The 16,758-nt window shown below is 72.3% G+C and carries 16 protein-coding genes; 7 read left to right on the forward strand and 9 right to left on the reverse strand.

Features of this window, described 5'->3' with window-relative positions; translation table 11 throughout:
* The first annotated feature begins 14 nt into the window (after window positions 1–14).
* Window positions 15–896, forward strand: coding sequence for an NAD(P)-dependent oxidoreductase (locus tag ACFQVC_RS01700; protein ID WP_381825601.1), 882 nt, complete (start codon window positions 15–17; stop codon window positions 894–896).
* Complete coding sequence (locus ACFQVC_RS01705) at window positions 889–1,872, forward strand: NAD(P)-dependent oxidoreductase (RefSeq protein WP_381825603.1); 984 nt, start codon at window positions 889–891, stop codon at window positions 1,870–1,872. Before ACFQVC_RS01700 ends, ACFQVC_RS01705 begins: the two co-directional genes overlap by 8 nt.
* Window positions 1,873–1,895: 23 nt before the next feature.
* Here ACFQVC_RS01705 and ACFQVC_RS01710 read toward each other — a convergent pair whose 3' ends face one another.
* From ACFQVC_RS01710 to ACFQVC_RS01725, 4 genes are all read right to left on the reverse strand, one after another.
* Window positions 1,896–2,384: a nitroreductase family deazaflavin-dependent oxidoreductase gene (locus tag ACFQVC_RS01710; protein WP_381825605.1), complete on the reverse strand. Its 489-nt coding sequence runs from the start codon at window positions 2,382–2,384 to the stop codon at window positions 1,896–1,898.
* A gap of 102 nt (window positions 2,385–2,486) precedes the next feature.
* A complete protein-coding gene (locus tag ACFQVC_RS01715) occupies window positions 2,487–3,296 on the reverse strand; it encodes an SDR family NAD(P)-dependent oxidoreductase (protein WP_381825607.1) in 810 nt (269 codons plus the stop codon).
* 358 nt (window positions 3,297–3,654) lie between these two features.
* Window positions 3,655–4,908: a GAF domain-containing protein gene (locus ACFQVC_RS01720; protein ID WP_381827044.1), complete on the reverse strand. Its 1,254-nt coding sequence runs from the start codon at window positions 4,906–4,908 to the stop codon at window positions 3,655–3,657.
* Between the two features lie 400 nt (window positions 4,909–5,308).
* A complete protein-coding gene (locus tag ACFQVC_RS01725) occupies window positions 5,309–6,952 on the reverse strand; it encodes an acyl-CoA dehydrogenase family protein (protein WP_381825609.1) in 1,644 nt (547 codons plus the stop codon).
* Between the two features lie 17 nt (window positions 6,953–6,969).
* Here ACFQVC_RS01725 and ACFQVC_RS01730 point away from each other — a divergent pair, with 17 nt between their 5' ends.
* Window positions 6,970–8,214 carry a YihY/virulence factor BrkB family protein gene (locus ACFQVC_RS01730; protein WP_381825611.1) on the forward strand — a complete coding sequence of 415 codons (1,245 nt, stop codon included), beginning with the start codon at window positions 6,970–6,972 and terminating at the stop codon, window positions 8,212–8,214.
* A gap of 12 nt (window positions 8,215–8,226) precedes the next feature.
* Here the strand turns inward: ACFQVC_RS01730 and ACFQVC_RS01735 are convergent, their stop codons facing one another.
* Window positions 8,227–9,084: an NmrA family NAD(P)-binding protein gene (locus ACFQVC_RS01735; RefSeq protein WP_381825613.1), complete on the reverse strand. Its 858-nt coding sequence runs from the start codon at window positions 9,082–9,084 to the stop codon at window positions 8,227–8,229.
* Window positions 9,085–9,412: 328 nt separating this feature from the next.
* On the opposite strand from ACFQVC_RS01735, the gene ACFQVC_RS01740 reads away from it, so the two are divergent.
* Window positions 9,413–10,348 carry an AraC family transcriptional regulator gene (locus ACFQVC_RS01740; RefSeq protein ID WP_381825615.1) on the forward strand — a complete coding sequence of 312 codons (936 nt, stop codon included), beginning with the start codon at window positions 9,413–9,415 and terminating at the stop codon, window positions 10,346–10,348.
* 10 nt (window positions 10,349–10,358) lie between these two features.
* The gene (locus ACFQVC_RS01745; protein ID WP_381825617.1) at window positions 10,359–11,057 is read left to right on the forward strand and encodes a DUF6597 domain-containing transcriptional factor; all 699 of its coding nucleotides are present in this window, start codon (window positions 10,359–10,361) and stop codon (window positions 11,055–11,057) included.
* 19 nt (window positions 11,058–11,076) lie between these two features.
* On the opposite strand, the gene ACFQVC_RS01750 is transcribed toward ACFQVC_RS01745, so the two are convergent.
* The 4 genes from ACFQVC_RS01750 to ACFQVC_RS01765 all read right to left on the reverse strand — a co-directional run bounded on the left by ACFQVC_RS01750 (window position 11,077) and on the right by ACFQVC_RS01765 (window position 14,681).
* Window positions 11,077–11,499, reverse strand: coding sequence for a VOC family protein (locus ACFQVC_RS01750; protein WP_381825619.1), 423 nt, complete (start codon window positions 11,497–11,499; stop codon window positions 11,077–11,079).
* 172 nt (window positions 11,500–11,671) lie between these two features.
* Window positions 11,672–12,445, reverse strand: coding sequence for an ABC transporter ATP-binding protein (locus ACFQVC_RS01755; RefSeq protein ID WP_381825621.1), 774 nt, complete (start codon window positions 12,443–12,445; stop codon window positions 11,672–11,674).
* A gap of 5 nt (window positions 12,446–12,450) precedes the next feature.
* Window positions 12,451–13,560, reverse strand: a complete 1,110-nt coding sequence (locus ACFQVC_RS01760; RefSeq protein WP_381825623.1) for a FecCD family ABC transporter permease — start codon at window positions 13,558–13,560, stop codon at window positions 12,451–12,453.
* A gap of 14 nt (window positions 13,561–13,574) precedes the next feature.
* Entirely contained in the window at window positions 13,575–14,681 is a 1,107-nt protein-coding gene (locus tag ACFQVC_RS01765; protein WP_381825625.1) for a FecCD family ABC transporter permease, read from the reverse strand.
* A 161-nt stretch (window positions 14,682–14,842) separates the two neighbouring features.
* Here ACFQVC_RS01765 and ACFQVC_RS01770 point away from each other — a divergent pair, with 161 nt between their 5' ends.
* Window positions 14,843–15,850 (forward strand): ABC transporter substrate-binding protein, encoded by a 1,008-nt coding sequence (locus ACFQVC_RS01770; RefSeq protein WP_381825627.1) that lies wholly within the window; start codon window positions 14,843–14,845, stop codon window positions 15,848–15,850.
* Window positions 15,847–16,683 carry a 2,3-dihydro-2,3-dihydroxybenzoate dehydrogenase gene (locus tag ACFQVC_RS01775; protein ID WP_381825629.1) on the forward strand — a complete coding sequence of 279 codons (837 nt, stop codon included), beginning with the start codon at window positions 15,847–15,849 and terminating at the stop codon, window positions 16,681–16,683. Before ACFQVC_RS01770 ends, ACFQVC_RS01775 begins: the two co-directional genes overlap by 4 nt.
* Window positions 16,684–16,758: the final 75 nt, after the last annotated feature.

A 16,758-nucleotide genomic window follows, 5' to 3' on the forward strand; every position in this document is an offset into this window, starting at 1 on the left:
CGTAGGGAGTTGAGATGTCGCAGATCGCCGTGCTCGGCCTCGGACAGATGGGCAGCGCCCTCACCCGCGCCTTTCTCGCCGCGGGGCACCGCACCACCGTCTGGAACCGCACGCCGGAGAAGGCGGAGCCCCTGGTCGCGGCGGGCGCCGAGCAGGCCGGAACGGTCGCTGACGCCGTCGGCGCGAGCGACCTCGTCGTGGTCGTCGTACCGGACTACGCGACCGTACGCGCCCTGCTCGCGCCGGCAGCGGCCCGGCTGCGCGGCAAGACGGTGCTCAACCTGACGTCAGGGACGCCCGAGCAGGCCCGTGAGGAAGCGGCCTGGTTCGAGGCCCAGGGCGCCGCCTATATGGACGGGGCGGCCATGAGCGGGACACGGCTCGTGGGCCGGCCCGAGGCGCTGTTCGTCCTCAGCGGCGCCCCGGAGGTGGTCGCCGCCCACCGTGCGACGCTCGTGGCGCTCGGCAACCCGGTGTCCGTGGGTGCCGACCCCGGGGCCGCGGCCCTGTACGACACGGCGCTGTTCGGCCTGGCGTGGGGCGCGCTCGCGGGCTTCTACCACGCGGTGGCGCTCACGGGCGCCGCCGGTGTGGACCCGGTGGCGTTCGCCGAGGTGGCCGCGGGGCACATGCCGTTCGTGACCGGCCTGATGACCGACCACGCACGGCAGCTCGGCACCGGCCGCCTCACCGACGACGACGGCACGGTCGATGTGCACGCCGCCGCCATGGACCATCTCGTCGAGACCAGCAGGAGCGCCGGTGTCGGCACACAACTGCCGTTGGCTGTCCGAGAGTTGCTGGCCAGGGCGAGTGCCGACGGGCATGGCGGCGACGGTATCGCGAGCGTCGTCGAGGCGGTCGCCGCGAGCGCGGGGGAGGCCGGCCGTGTCTGAGCAAGCCGCCGACACCACCACTACCACCACCGCCTCCTCCGCGGCCTCCGCCGCCGTCACCGTCCTCGGCCTGGGCCGCATGGGTGGGCCCATCGCCGCCGCCCTGCTCGGCGCGGGCCGTGTCACCACCGTGTGGAACCGCAGCCCCGAGCGCGCCGTACCCCTGCTGAAGCAGGGTGCGCGGACCGCCGCCACGGTGGCGGACGCGGTCGCCGCGAGCGAGCTGGTGCTCGTCTCGCTCCTGGACCAGCGGGCGGTACGCGACACGCTGGCCGCCGCTGCCGCGCACCTGCGGGGCCGGGTGGTCGTCAACCTCACCAACAACACCCCGGAAGAGGCGCGGGAGTTGGCGGCATGGGTGCAGGAGCGCGGCGCACGGTATCTGGACGGGGCGATGATGGCGCTGCCCGAGACCGTGGCGACCCCGGAGGCGTTCTTCCTCTACAGCGGCTCGCCGGAGGCCTTCGCGGAACACCGCGAGAGCCTGGAACTGCTCGCCACGGCCCACTTCCTCGGCGCGGACCCCGGCCTCGCGGAGTTCGAGGACCTGGCGCTGCTCGGCAGTGGATACGCGGCGCTCGCGGGCTTTCTGCACTCCGCCGCGCTGCTCGCCTCGGTGGGGCGGCCGGCGGCGGAGTTCGTGCCCCTGGTGACCCGGTGGCTCTCCGGGCTCCTCGACTTTCTGCCGGAGCTGGCGCGCGAGGTCGACGCACGGTCGTACGACGACGCCGCGTCCACCGTGGGCATGAACCACACGGCGCTCACCACTCTCGTCGACACGGCGCGGTCCCAGGGCGTCGACACCGCGCTGCACGAGCCGTTGCGGGAACTGCTGGGGCGGCGCCTGGCGGAGGGGCGGGGCGCGGACAGCTTCTCGAGCGTGTTCGAGCTGCTCGGACGGCAGGGCGGTTCGGGCGGCTCGGTTGGTTCGGGCGGTTCGGGCGGTTCGGTTGGCTCGGACAGGGGGGCCGGGTAGGGGCGGCCGGGCAAGGCGGCCGGTCAGTGGCCCGTGCCGCGTGGAGTCAGGCGCACGAAGGGGAGTTCGCGGCCGACGGCGCGGTAGTCGGCCTCGGAGCCGTCGACGGCGAAGCCCATGAAGCGGCAGAGTCTGCGGGCCGCGCGGGGGTGGCGTGGCGCGTATCGGGCCATGAACTCGGCGCCCTCGTCGGCGCCCAGCGGGTGTGCCGTGACGGGCAGGACGCGGGCGCCGACCTGGATCGTGACGTCGGGGGCGGCGAGCAGATTGCGGTACCAGTCGGCCCGCGGACCGAAGCCGGAGCAGACGATGTACGCGCCGGTCACGCGGTCGTGCTCGACCACCTCGACGACGACCTGACGCAGCTTGCCCGAGACCCGGCCGATGTGGTGGAGCAGCAGGAAGCGGCCGCCGAGCAGCCGTCCGAGGCGCAGCCGGTAGAGGTGAACGGGGGCCCGGAAGAGCAGACGGCGCAGACCTGTCGGGGGCGCGGGGCGTCCGGTGATGTGCATGGTGGGCGGCTTTCCGTCGCGGTCGCCTGGCACGACGCCCTGGCGGGGGGCGTCACGCTCACTCTAAGCGCGCAGCCCCCCGCCCCTTCGGGCACGATCAGTTCACGCGGCGTGGCCGACCAGGAGGCCGGCGAGCTTGTTGAGGCGCTTGACGGTGCGGTCCTCGGTGGCGGTGGGCGCGGGGTCGACGAGCTGGTCGCGGTCGTAGTAGGCACCGTTGACGACCTCGGTGGCCGGGTCGCAGAGGCGTACGACATGGGCGGCGCCCTCCGCGGCGCTCGCGCCCCTCTGCCCGTACAGCGGCAGAAGACCGGTTTCGCAGATGCCGGGGTGCAGGGACACGGCGGTGACACGGGGGTCGGCGGCGAAGACGGTGAGGGCGAGCTGTGACTGGGCGTAGGCGGCGAGGCGCGAGTAGCGGCGGGCGCGCTGGGGGTCGCTCCACTGGATGGCGGCGGAGCGGTGCAGCGAGGAGGAGACATTGACGACACGGCCGCCCGGGTCGCCGGTGAGCGCCGCTTCGAGGAGATGGGTGAGCAGGTAGTGGGCGAGGAAGTTCACCTGGAAGGCGATCTCGTTGCCGTCGGCGGTCAGGGTGTGGCGCTCGGGTGCGGCCGTGGCGGCGTTGTTGACCAGGACGTCGAGGCGGGGGTGCTCGGCGAGCACGCGGGCCGCCATCGCGTCGACCTCTTCGAGGCGGGTGAAGTCGGCGGCGAGCGGGCACAGTTGCGCGGCCCGGATGCCCGCCGTGGCGACCAGGCGGTCCGTGGCGGCCCGGGCCTCCTCGGCGGTGCGGCCGTGCACGAGGACGGTGGCGCCGCGCTCGGCGAGCAGGCGGGCGGTCTCGTGACCGATACCGGAGGTGGCGCCGGTCACCAGGACCGTACGGGCGGCGAAGCTGGACTCAGACATGATCCGTTCCGGAAGGTGTGCGGGCACGCCCGCGTGCCCTTGCGGGGCCGCGGAGGTGCGGGTGCGGATGTATGGGTGCGTACTGCGTGCTGCGTAGATGTGCGTTTACGCGCTGCGCGCAGAGGTGCGTGTACATGAGAGGGGGCGCCGCGCAGTGCACGGCGCCCCACCGGGGAGCGGAGATTCCCCTTGGTTCAGCGGGAGGCGGAGAACTCCGGACAGCGTGGCGCGCGACACGTCATCGCCGGATGAGGCGGACGGTCGAGCAGGAGCCAGGCGCTGTTCACGTACCCCATGCAACTCGCCTCCGGCGTACGGCTCAAGAGACGCACGGACTCCTTGACGCCCCTCTGACGAGTCAGGTTTGCCGTGCCCTCAGCACCGCGGGTGCCGTCGAGTGCGGCAGCAGCTCCCGGGGGTCGTCCGGCAGCAGCACCTCGACGTCGGCGTCCTCGCGGAAGCGGTACGGGCGGTGGTCGAGGAGCCCCGCCAAGTAGCGCCGTACGCGGGAGAGTTCCGCCCGCACCGTCACCGTGCGCGCCGGGTCGCCGAACATGTCCTCCGCGAGGCCCGAGGCCGTGCGGCCCGACGGATGCGTGGCGAGCAGGTAGAGCAGTTCGGCGTGCCGGGGCGACAGGTCGTGGGCCCAGCTGCCCGCGCCGCCGGACAAGGTCACCGACGAGTGCCGGCCGCTCCTCAGGTCGAGCACGACGCTCGTGGTGGCCTGCGGGTCCGGGGCGTCGGGGTCGGCGGGGGCCGGGCGGAGCAGCCAGCCGCCGCCCGGCAGCTCCTCGGCCGCGCACTCGCCCAGGGAGGCCAGCCAAGTGCGGCCGGAGGAGAGGGATTTGGGCAGGGCGATCCGGTCCACCGGCGGCATCCCGGTGACCGCTGCCGTCCAGCCGTTCTCGTCCACGACCAGGGCCCGGCCCGGCAGACGTGAGAGCACCGGCAGGGCCATCGTCCGCAGCCGGTCGAGGGCCGCGAGGTGCCGGGTGCGCAACTCGGCCTCGGCGAGCCGGGTCACCGAGTGCACCAGGGCGAGGGTCGCCGGGTGCATGGTGTCGATCGGGCCGCTGATGTCGACGACGCCGATCAGCTTGCCGTCGCGCGGATCGGTCACGGGGGAGCCCGCGCATGTCCACGAGTGGTGCGTCCGCACGAAGTGCTCGGCGGAGAACACCTGCACCGGCCTGCGCACCACCAGGGGCGTGCCCACGCCGTTCGTGCCGACCGTCGACTCCCGCCAGTCCGCGCCGGGTTCGAAGCCGTGGCCGTCCGCTTTGCGGAGCACCGTGCTGTGGCCCTCGCGCCACAGCACCCGGCCGTCGGCGTCGGCCACCACCATGATGTGCTGCGCGGCGTCCGCGATCGAGACGAGTCCCTCGCGCAGCACCGGCATGATCTCGTGCAGCTGCGAGGTGCGGCGGCGCTCCTCCAGGTCCTCAAGGGCGAGCAGACCGGCCCGGAAGTCGTGGTCGGGGTCCACGCCGCTGCGCAGCATCCGGTCCCACGACTGCTCGATGACGGGACGCGGTTCGACCGGCGGCTCCTGGCCCGACAGGGCGGCGGCGCGCACACCTTGCAGCAGCCGGGCGGCGCGGACCGAGTCCATCGCCGCGAGCCGTACCAGATCGATGGTCGAGTTCGTCGTCACCGGTGCCTCCCCGAAACCCCAGTGCGTAGGGTGCTCCACCCATCGTCACCCCGCTGCCCCCGAAAAGGGGGGAGGTTGGAAGGAACCGCTGCAACCCCCTGCAACCCTCGCGAACAACCGAGCGGTTGACCGAAACTATTCACAACGCCGCTTCTGCGGCGTTCATGCTCCTCTCAACGGGGCCATGAAAGCAGGGGTGGTGCCGTGTCGGCGCAGCACCACCCCTGCGACATTTCTTCTTTTACGGGTTGTTATGGGCACCGCCCTTGTGTGGTGCCGCTACGCCGCCCTCCGGGCTTGTCCTCAAACTCCCCCAGCTACCGCTGGGAGGTGCCCCCAGACGGGCTGACGGGGCCGGCTACGACGGGCTGAAGAGTGGCCGGGCGCGGTCCACCACAGACCCCAGGTCCAGACTGTGCGGCAGCGTTCCGAACGCCGTGCCCCAGTCGCCGCCGAGCCGTGAGGCGCAGAACGCGTCCGAGACCTCCGGCGGTGCGAACCGTACGAGCAGCGCGCCCTGGAGGACCAGGGCCATCCGCTCCACGAGGCGCCGGGCCCTGGCCTCGATGCCGTCCAGGTCGGCCAGTTCGGTCAGCAGCTCCTTGATGGCGTTGTCGAGGCGGTGGTCGGCGCCGCGCGCCCGGCCCACCTCCTGCAGGAACGCGTCCAGGGCCCCCGGCTCGCGCTGCAGCGCCCGCAGCACGTCGAGTGCCTGTACGTTGCCCGCGCCCTCCCAGATCGAGTTCAGCGGCGACTCGCGCAGCAGGCGCGGCATCCCCGACTCCTCGACATAGCCGTTGCCCCCCAGGCACTCCAGGGCCTCCACCGCGACCGGCGTACAGCGCTTCGTCACCCAGTACTTGGCGGCCGGCACCGCGAGGCGCAGAAACGCCCGCTCCTGCTCGCCGCCGTCGTCGTAGGCCGCCGCGAGGCGCAGCGCCAGGGCCGTCGCCGCCTCCGATTCCAGGGCCAGGTCCGCGAGCACGTTGCGCATCAGCGGCTTGTCGATCAGCAGGCCGCCGAAGGCGCTGCGGTACGTCGTGTGGTGCACGGCCTGTGCGACGGCCTGCCGCATCAGGGCCGCGGAGCCGATCACACAGTCGAGGCGGGTAGCCGCCACCATCTCGATGATGGTGCGCACCCCGCGCCCCTCGTCACCGACCCGGCGTGCCCACGTGCCGTCGAACTCCACCTCGCTCGACGCGTTCGACTTGTTGCCCAGCTTGTCCTTGAGGCGCTGGATCGCGAAGGCGTTGCGCGCACCGTCCTCCAGGATCCGCGGCACGAGGAAGCAGGTCAGGCCGCCCGGGGCCTGCGCCAGGACCAGGAACCCGTCCGACATCGGCGCCGAACAGAACCACTTGTGCCCCGTGAGGCCGTACTGCCCGTCGCCGGACAGGGGCTTCGCCTCCGTCGTGTTGGCGCGGACGTCGCTGCCGCCCTGCTTCTCCGTCATGCCCATCCCGAAGAGCACACCGGCCTTCTGCGCGGCCGGCCGCAGACCCTGCTCGTAGACGGCGGAGGTCAGGCGTGGCTCCCACTCGGCGGCGAGCGCCGGATCGGTGCGCAGCGCGGGCACGGCGGCGTGCGTCATGGAGATCGGACACCCGTGCCCGCCCTCGGCCTGTGTCCATACGAGGAAACCCGCCGCCCGGCGCACATGCCCGCCCTCGCGGGTCCAGGCCCCGGTCAGGCCCGCCGACACCGCCCGGTCGAGCAGCTGGTGCCAGGCCGGATGGAAGTCGACTTCGTCGACACGGTGGCCGTAGCGGTCGTGGGTGCGCAGCTTCGGCGGGTTCTCGTTGGCGAGTACCCCCCACTCCTGTACCTGAGCGGAACCCGCGGCCGTGCCGAGCGCGGTCAGCTCCCCGCGGGCGGTGTCGAGCAGTTCCGGGTCCAGATGCCGCTCCACGGCTTCGGACAGGGCGCGGTCCGACGTATAGACGTCGTACCCCACCAGGGGAGGTGCCTGGTTGGTCACTGTGTGGGTGCTGGCTGCCATGCGGATACGGTAAGGAGGTGCACCAGGCAAAAGAAACACCTGAGACGACCTCAGGGCGGCTCCACCGCGTGCGGGTCCTTTACCGGAATGTGTCGAAGCGCAAGACCGCCTGGCTGCTGTTGAAGGACACCGTCGACTCCTGTGTCGAGTACCGCATCCTGGGCCTCGCCGCCGAGGCCGCCTTCTTCACGCTCCTTTCCGTGCCGCCGCTGCTCCTGAGCCTGATCGGACTGCTCGGATACGTCGACGCCTGGACGGGTGCGGAAACCATTCAGTCCGTGCGGGACAACATCCTGGAGGCCTCCAGGACGGTGCTGTCCGACCGGGGAGTCAGCGAGATCGCGCAGCCGATCCTGGACGACGTGATGAAGGGCGGGCGTCCCGATGTCATCTCCATCGGCTTCGTGCTCGCCCTGTGGTCCGGCTCCCGCGCGGTGACGGTTTTCATCGACACGATCACCGTGATGTACGGCCTCGACGGCGTGCGCGGCATCGTCAGGACCCGGCTGCTCGCGTTTCTGCTGTTCATCGTGGCGCTGCTGATCGGCTCCGTCGCGCTGCCCTTGATGGTGGCCGGCCCCGACGCGGTGGTGAACATAGTGTCGTGGTCCACGTCCGTGGTGCAGGTCCTGTACTGGCCGATCGTGATCCTGCTCGGCATCGTGTTCCTGACGACGCTCTACCACGTGTCCGTGCCGGTGCGCTCGCCATGGGTGGAGGATGTGCCGGGAGCCCTGGTGGCGCTCGGGATGTGGGTACTCGGCAGCGTTCTGCTCCGGATCTACCTCACCAACACCATCGAGGGCCCCAGCGGCCGACCCACGATCTACGGCTCGCTCGCCGCGCCCATCGCCGTCCTCCTGTGGATCGGTGTCGCGGCCTTCGCCGTGCTCGTGGGCGCCGCCGTGAACGCCGCCATCGACCGGGTGTGGCCGTCCGTCGCCACGGCCGCGGCGCGCGCCGCCAACGAGCGGGTGCGGGAGGCGCAGGCCGCCGAGGTCGTCGCCAAGGCCGCGGCGGCGCGGGCCGTTCAGGAGGATCCCGACAATCCGGATATGCCCTCCGAATTCCCCGAGCGGTGGGCGCAGTTCCTGCCGCCGGACGATGTCACGGCGCGGCTGCGGACGCATTCGAAGCGGAACGGGGAGTCGTCGCAGCCGCAGCCGCCGCCCTCGTCGCCTTCCGCTTCCCCGTCGTCTTCGTCGCCTTCGTCGCCGTCTTCGTCTTCGTCTTCGTCGGAAGATCGCTCTCCGCGCGACTGACGGCCGTCCCGGTCAGGACTTCCATGTGCCCGCGGCCGCCTCTTCGCGGGCGAACCCGGTGAAGTCGCGCGGCTCGCGGCCGAGTATCCGCCGGACGCCGTCGGAGAGACGGGCGTTGCGGCCGTCGAGGAGCGTGGCGAACAGCTCGGTGACGAACTCCGCCTCCGGGCGCTCGATGCCGAGTCCGGTGAGGGCGTGCGTGTACTCCTGCGGGGAGAGCTCGACGTAGCGGATGTCCTGGCCGGTGGCCGCGGTGATCTCCGCGGCGGCCTCGCGGAAGGACAGCAGCCGGGGGCCGCTGACCTCGATGATCTGCCCGCTGTACGCGGGGTCGCGTATGGCCGCCACGACGACGTCGGCGATGTCCCGTACGTCGATGAACGGCTCCTTCGTCTCGCCCACGGGCAGGACGAGCTCGCCGCCGCGGAGGCCGTCGAGGAGCGGGCCCTCGCTGAAGTTCTGCTGGAACCAGCTCGCCCGTACGACGGTCCAGTCCGCGCCCGATTCGCGCAGTGCGCGCTCGGCGGGAAGGGCCAGGTCCTCGCCGCGGGCCGAGAGCAGTACGAGACGGCGGACCCCGGCCGCGACGGCCCGCCGGGCGAAGGCGCCGATGGTCGCGGCGGCGTCCGGGGCACCGATGTCCGAGGGGTAGGCGAGATAGGCGCCGGCCGCGCCGTGGAGGGCGGCTTCCCAGGTGTCCTGGTCCTGCCAGTCGAAGCGGGGTTCGGTGGAGCGGGCGGCGGGGCGTGCGTGCAGGCCTGCGGCGGTGGCCGCTTCGGCGACGGTGCGGCCCGTGCGGCCGGTGCCGTTGGTGACCAACAGGGTGGCGCCGGGGGCGAGTTGCGTGGTGTGTGCGGTGGTTTCTGCCATGGGTTCAGTGAACCGGGCGGGGAAGGGGCGAGCCATGGGCGAGGCGCTCGGTGCCATACGCGGGCGTCTCATTCCCCGCCCCGCCCCTTCCCGCAAGTCCCCGGCGGACGGCTCCGGGAGCTGGGCCCCCGGCCCTTGCCTCGGGGCTCCGCCCCGGGCCCCGTATCGCCCTTCGGCCGTTTCGCCTTTCGGCCGTTTCGCCTTTCGGCCGTTTCGTTCTTCGGACGTATCGCCCGTCTGGCTCGTCCTCGACCTCCCCCAGCTACCGCTGGGAGGTGCCCCCGGGACGGGCCGGTGAATGTCCGCGCGGCGCGCTTAGTCTGTGGCCATGGACGTACTGGCCGGGCTGCTCGAAGGGCCCCGTGCCCGGGGGGCCTTCATGATCCGGGCTTGTTTCGAACCGCCGTGGGCCGTGCGGATCGAGGACCGGGCGCCGCTGTCCGTGATGGTGATGGCGCGCGGTGAGGCGTGGATCGTGCCCGACGAGGGCGAGGCCGTGCGGATCGGTCCCGGTGATCTCGCCATCGCCCGCGGGCCCGGCGCCTACACCTGCGGTGACGACCCGGCGACTGCCCCGCACGCGGTCATCCACGAGGGCGGCCGCTGCGCCACCCCCGCCGGGCAGGAGATGAAGGACTACGTCGATCTGGACACCCGCACCTGGGGTGCGCGTACCGACGGCTCCGCCGTCATGCTCGTCGGCACCTACCAGATGCGGGGCGAGGTCAGCGCCCGGCTCCTCGACGCGCTGCCGCCGCTGCTCACGCTCGGCTCCGACGTGTGGAACTGCCCGCTCACGCCGCTTCTCGAAGAGGAGATGGTCCGGGAGGAGCCCGGTCAGGAGGTCGTGCTCGACCGGCTGCTCGACCTGCTCCTCATCGCGGCGCTGCGGGCCTGGTTCGCCCGGCCCGAGGCGCAGCCCCCGGCCTGGTACCGGGCCATGGGGGACCCGGTCGTCGGCCGGGCGCTGCGGCTGCTCCAGGACGATCCGGCGCACCCGTGGACCGTCACGGAGCTCGCCGCGAAGGCGGGGGTGTCACGGGCCGCGCTCGCCCGGCGCTTCAGCGATCTGGTGGGGGAGCCGCCCATGGGCTATCTGACGGGCTGGCGTCTCGCCCTCGCCGCCGATCTGCTGCGCGACAGCGCCCTGACGGTCGGCGCCATCGCCCGCAAGGTCGGCTACGGCAGTGCTTTCGCGCTGTCCGGCGCCTTCAAGCGGGTCTACGGAGTCAGTCCGCAGGAGCATCGCACCGGGGCGGCGTAGCCTCGGGAGTGTGTACGAGGAGCGGGCCGCACGCGTGGACGGTGCGGTGGTGTGGACGAAGAGCGTGGCACCCACCGCCGCCGACGTGTATCCGGTGCTGCCCGACGGGTGCATGGACCTCCTGTGGGCCGAGGGCCGGCTGTACGTCGCCGGGCCCGACACCCGCGCGTACCACCCCGGAGGCCTCGGCGGCGCCCGGATCGTGGGCATCCGGTTCGCCCCGGGCACCGCGCCCGCGCTGCTCGGCGTACCGGCCCATGAACTGCGCGACCAGCGCGCTGAGTTGGCCGATCTGTGGCCCGCCGCTCAGGTGCGCCGACTTACGGCGCGGATCGACGCGGCGGCCGACCCGGCGGCCGCCCTTGAAGCCGTCGCCGTGGAGCGCGCCGCCGATGCCGCCGTGCCCGATCCCGCCCTGCGCCGGGTCGCCGAGGCGCTGCGCGCGGGGCGTACCGTCGGCGAGACGGCGGACGAACTCGGCCTCGGCGCCCGGTGGTTGCACCGCCGTTCCCTGGCCGCGTTCGGGTACGGGCCCAAGACCCTCGCGAAGGTGCTGCGGCTGCAGCATGCCCTCGTCCTGGCCCGCGACGGGCTCGCGCTCGCCGACACGGCCGCCGTCGCGGGCTTCGCGGACCAGGCTCATCTGGCAAGGGACGTACGGGAATTGACGGGGATGCGGCTCACGGAGCTGCTGGCCAGGCGGCCGTAGCGAACCCGTCGCGTGCGGATCAGGGGGCGAGCGGCGCGAACAGGTCGACGCTCTGGCCGTCCGGGTCGAGGACGGTGGCGTACCGCTGTCCCCACGCGGCGTCGAAGGGCTTGAGCTCGCTCTCGAAACCGGCCGCCACGAGCTCTTCGTGGGTCGCGTCCACCTCCGCGGGCCCGGCGCACAGGAACGCGAGCCCGGCGCGGCCCGCGCTGGCGGGCGGCTGCCAGCCGGGGCTGAAGGAACGGACGGTGGCCTCGGTGTCGAGGGCGAAGCGCAGGCCGCCGGGCAGCTCGGCCTCGACATGCGGCTGGTGCTCGGCGCCCTCGGGGAAGTCCAGGCCCAGACGGCGGTAGAAGGCGACGGAAGCGGCCATGTCGGAGACGACGAGGCCGATGAGGTCGAAGCGGGGTGTGCGGGTGGTGGGAGGGGTTTGCTCAGTCATACGGCGAGATTAGGACGGGTCCCGGGCCGGGGTCTTGAACGAATCGGACAGAGGAAGCGGACAGAGGAAGCGGACAGAGGAAGCGGACAAAGGAACCGGACAGAGGAAGCGGACCGGGGAAGTCCGGTCGGGCCCGTCCTGGGGCACCTCCCGTAAGAGCCGGGGGCGAAGCTCAGCGTGCCGTGGGCACGATCACCGGTGCCCCGTCTCCCGGCGCCGACAGGACATCGACCTCAAGGCCGTACAACTCCTTGACCAGGGCCGCGTCCACCACTTCACGGGCCGGTCCCTGGGCGACGACCTCGCCCGCGTTCATGGCGACGACCGTGTCGGCGTAGCGGGCGGCGCCGCCCAGGTCGTGCAGGACCATGACGACGGTGCGGCCGGCGGCGGCCACTTCCCGTACCAGTTCGAGGACTTCGACCGCATGGCCGAGGTCGAGGGCGCTGGTGGGTTCGTCGAGCAGCACGATCGGGGTGTCCTGGGCGAGGACCATCGCCAGCCAGCAGCGCTGGCGCTGGCCGCCGGAGAGCCGGTCGAGGCGGCGGCCAGCGAGTTCGGTGGTGCCGGTGGCGGCGAGGGCCTCGCGTACCGCCTGCTCGTCCTCGCGCGACCACTGCCGGAACAGGCCCTGGTGCGGATGGCGGCCGTAGCGTACGAGCCCGGCGACCGTGACGGCCTCCGGGGCCTGCGGTGACTGCGGAAGGAGCGCGATGCGATGGGCGGCGGCGCGCTGCTTGAGCTGCCATACGTCGGCGTCGCCGGCCCGCACCGTGCCCGAATCCGGCCGGTGCAGACGGGCGATGGCACGCAACAGCGTGGATTTGCCGCAGCCGTTGGGGCCGACGATCGCCACGACCTGGCCTGCGGGGATGGACAGGTCGACACCGCGTACGGCGGTGTGGCCCGGGTAGCCCGCGGTGAGGGCCTCCACGGCGAGGTGCATGTCTGTCAGGCCTTTCCGGATGCGGAGACGGAAGTCGAGTCGTTCTTGCCGAAGAGGACCCACAGGAGGAAGGGGCCGCCGAGGACACTGGTGATCACGCCGACGGGGATCTCCACGGGGGCGACGACCCGGCCGAGCGCGTCGGCGGCGGCGATCAGCGCGGCGCCGGTCAGGGCGGAGCCGATCACCGGGACGCGGGTGGGCCCGGCGAGGCGGCCCGCGACGACGGGTGCGGCGAGCGCCACGAACGCGATCGGGCCGCCGATGCCGACGGCGACACCGGCGAGGGCCACCGCGAGGGCCAGGGTCAGGGCCCGTACGAGGGTGATGTTGACGCCGAGGCTGCTCGCCATGTCGTCGTCGAAGCGCAGGAGTTGCAGCCGCCCGCCCGCCACCAGGGCGAGCGGTACGAGGACGAGCAGGATCAGGAGCAGCGGGGTGCCCGCCGACCAGTCGCGGCCGGAGAGGCTGCCGACCGTCCAGAGGAAGACGCCGCCCGCGGTGTTGTCGTTCTCGCGGGACATCACCAGGTCGGTGACGGCGCCGATGACGGTGGACACCCCGATGCCGACGACCAGGACGCGGTAGCCGCGGCTGCCCGCACCGCCCGCGCACAGCACGACGAGTACCGCGGCGGCGACCGCGCCGAGCGGGCCGAGCCACCAGTCGCCGATCAGGCCGGTGCTGGAGCCGACGACGGAGGCGACGACGGCCGCGGTGGCGCCCTCGTTGACACCGATGACGTCGGGGGTGGCGAGCCGGTTGCCCGCCAGGGTCTGGGTGAGGCAGCCGGAGATGCCGAGGGCCGCGCCGACCATCAGGCCCACCGCGATCCGTGGCAGCCGGAAGTCCTGTACGAGCATCACGGTGGCCGGATCGCCGGTGCCGAACAGGCCTTGGACGGTCTCGGTGAAGCTCATGCCGGTGGAGCTGGCGAACGACGCGAGTGCCGTGATCACCGCGATCACCAGGCTCAGGGCGACGGCCACCAGGGCACTGCGGCGCGGGAAGAGCCAGGAGAACGCGCCGGTGCGGATGACGGTGGAGTCGGGCGGGGTGACCTCGACGTTCCCTGTGGCGGTGGCGGTGGCGGTCGTCCCGGTGCCTGTACCCATGCGTACGTCCTCACTCACGCCGAAGCTCCCGCCGTGGACAGCCGGTTGGACCGCGCGATCCAGATGAGCAGCGGTCCGCCGATGAAGGCGAGCAGCACGCTGACCGGGGTCTCCCAGGGCCGGATGACGACCCGGGCGAGGAGATCGGCGGCGATCATGACATTGGCCGCGACCAGGCCGGAGAGCGCCAACTGGGCGGCGATGCGCGGACCGCAGACGAGGCGGGCGGCGTACGGGGCGAGCAGTCCGAGGAAGGCGATCGGCCCGGCGATGGCGACCGCGGAGCCGGCCAGGAGTGTCACCGCCGCGGCGACGACGACCCGGATCCGGCCCGGGAGGTGGCCGAGGGAACGGGCGCTGTCGTCGCCGAGGGCGAGCGCGGCCAGCGGGCGGGCGCAGCCGAAGGCGATGAGCAGACCGGCGGCGATCAGCGGCACCAGCGGATAGGTGTCGGATGTCTCGATGCCCGCCAGCGAACCGATGGTCCAGTAGCGGAAGGTGTCGAAGGTCGACTGGGTGCTCAACAGGACGTACGAGGTGAGTCCGTGGAAGGTCGCACCGAGCGCGGAACCGGCCAGGATCAGGCGCAGCGGTGAGCCGGCGGCGCGGCCCGATGCGGCGAGCAGCAGCACCACGGCGCTTGCGGTCATGCCCCCGGCCAGGGCCCAGAGCAGCACGGCGTAGGACGACTTGACGCCGAAGTAGGTGAGCCCGATCACCACGCCGAGTGCGGCGCCCGAGTTGACGCCGAGCAGTCCGGTCTCGGCGATCGGGTTGCGGGTGACGGCCTGGAGCAGACAGCCGGCGACCCCGAGGGCCACGCCGACGAGGACGGCGGCGAGGGTGCGCGGCAGGCGTACATCCAGGACGGCCAGGCGGACTTGGGCGTCGGCGCGGGCGGCCGGATCGCCGAGCAGGAAGTCCCAGGCGCGGGCGATCGGGCTGGAACCGGTCCCGATGAGCAGGGAGAACAGCGCGAGGGCGAGCAGCAGCACGGTGAGCGCCAAGGCGGCCCACAGCGTGGGGCGGTGGGCCTTCGGTGTGGCCGGCGGCTGCGGTTTCTCCGGTATCTCCGGTTCGCTTCCGGGCTTCGGCCCCCGGCCCTCTTGCGCGATCAACATGAAGTTAGCCTAACCTAAGTAGCGCATCGGGCTCGGTGCAGGGGGGTGTTGATGCCCCCTGCCCGAAATCCGTCCGTTATGCGCCGAATGACCTCAGTGGTGTCCGAAGTGCCGCACTCGGCACGGGCCGTAGCACCCGTAGAACCCCTGGAGATTGAGACATGTCCGCCTCGACCGAATCCCCGCAGACCGTGCAGCGCCACGCCAGGCGTGCCCGGCTGACCGCGGCGGCCGCCGTCACGCTGGCCTCCGCCCTCGCCCTGACCGCCTGCGGATCGGACAAGGCCGACAGCACCGAGAACGCCGCCGAGAAGAGCGACGCGAAGAACGTCTCCGTCACGGACGCCGCCGGAAAGAAGGTCTCCGTACCCGCGAACCCCAAGAAGGTCATCGCGCTCAGCGAGATGGACCTCGACTCCTCGCTCGCCCTCGGCGTCGAGCCCGTCGGCCTGACCGCGGGCCGCGGCCAGAAGGGCGCCCCCGAGTACCTGGCGAAGCAGGCCAAGGACATCCCCGTCGTCGGCGCCGTCACCGGACCCGACATCGAGAAGGTCCTGCAGGCCAAGCCCGATGTGATCCTCGCAGGACAGCTCGCCGACCCGCAGGTGCTCAAGCAGCTGGGCGAGATAGCCCCGACCGTCGTCACCATCGGCAAGGACAAGGACTGGAAGAAGGCCCTGTCCCTCACCGGCCAGGTGCTCGGCAAGAAGAACGAGGCCGACACCTTCCTCGCCGACTACGACAAGAAGGCCGCCGAGGTGAAGAAGGGTCTCGGCGACAAGGCCGGCGCCACCGTCTCCGTCGCCCGCTACTCCGCCAAGGGCACCGCCGTCATGCAGCAGGGCGTGTTCATCTCCGACGTCCTCAAGGACCTCGGCTTCAAGCGGCCCGGCATCCAGAACGAGAAGGGCCAGGGCCACTCCACGCCGCTCAGCGACGAGGACCTCAAGCAGATCGACGCGGACTGGCTGTTCATCGGCACCCTCGCCTCCACCGGCAAGGACGCCGACCTGTTCGGCGAGCTGAAGCAGAAGGCCGCCTACAAGGAGCTCGGCGCCGTCAAGGACGGGCACGTCACCGAGATCGACGGCTCCAAGTGGACCAGCCTCGGCGGCGCCAACGCGGCCCTCTCCGTCCTGGACGACATCAAGAAGGCGATGGGCAAGTGACCTCGCCCACCTCGCCCACCTCGCCCGCCCCGGCCCTCGCGGCTGCCTCGTCCGGCCCCGAACTCCAGGGACGCACAGCCCTGGTGACCGGAGCCGGACAGGGCATCGGCGCGGCGGTGACCCGTGCGCTCGCCGAGCGCGGCGCACGGGTCGTGGCCGTCGACCGGGAGCCCGCCGGCATCAAGGAACTCGAAGGGGACCACACGGACGGCCAGGTGGTCGCCCGCCCCCTGGACGTCACGGACGCCACCGCCGTCGACACCCTGATCGACGAGGTCGAGCGCACCGTCGGCGCGCTCGACATCCTGGTCAACGTCGCCGGCGTGCTGCGCCCCGCGCCCGTCGTCGAACTCACCGACGCCGACTGGGCGGAGACCTTCGCGGTCAACACCAACGGCGTCTTCCACACCGCCCGCGCCGCCGCCCGCCGGATGAGCGAGCGCCGCTCGGGCTGCATCGTGACCGTCGGCTCCAACGCTGCCGGTGTGCCGCGCACCTCCATGGCCGCCTACGCCGCGTCCAAGGCGGCGGCCACCATGTTCACCAAGTGCCTCGGCCTCGAACTGGCCCGCAGCCAGGTGCGCTGCAACGTCGTCTCGCCCGGCTCCACGGACACCGCGATGCAGCGCCAGCTGTGGAGCGACGATCACGAGGCCGCGGCGCAGCGCGTCATCGACGGCGACCCCGACACGTACCGCGTCGGCATTCCGCTCGGCCGGATCGCCGAGCCCGCCGACATCGCGGAGGCCGTCACCTTCCTGGTCTCCGACCGGGCGCGGCACATCACGATGCACGACCTCTACGTGGACGGCGGCGCGACGCTGCGGGTCTGATGTGAGTCCGGCTCATGCCACCCGACCCGCACCGTCGCCCCGCGCGCCGCTGCTTCGCCCTCCGGGCTCGTCCTC

The organism is Streptomyces monticola (assembly GCF_042665355.1).
GTDB lineage: Bacteria > Actinomycetota > Actinomycetes > Streptomycetales > Streptomycetaceae > Streptomyces > Streptomyces monticola.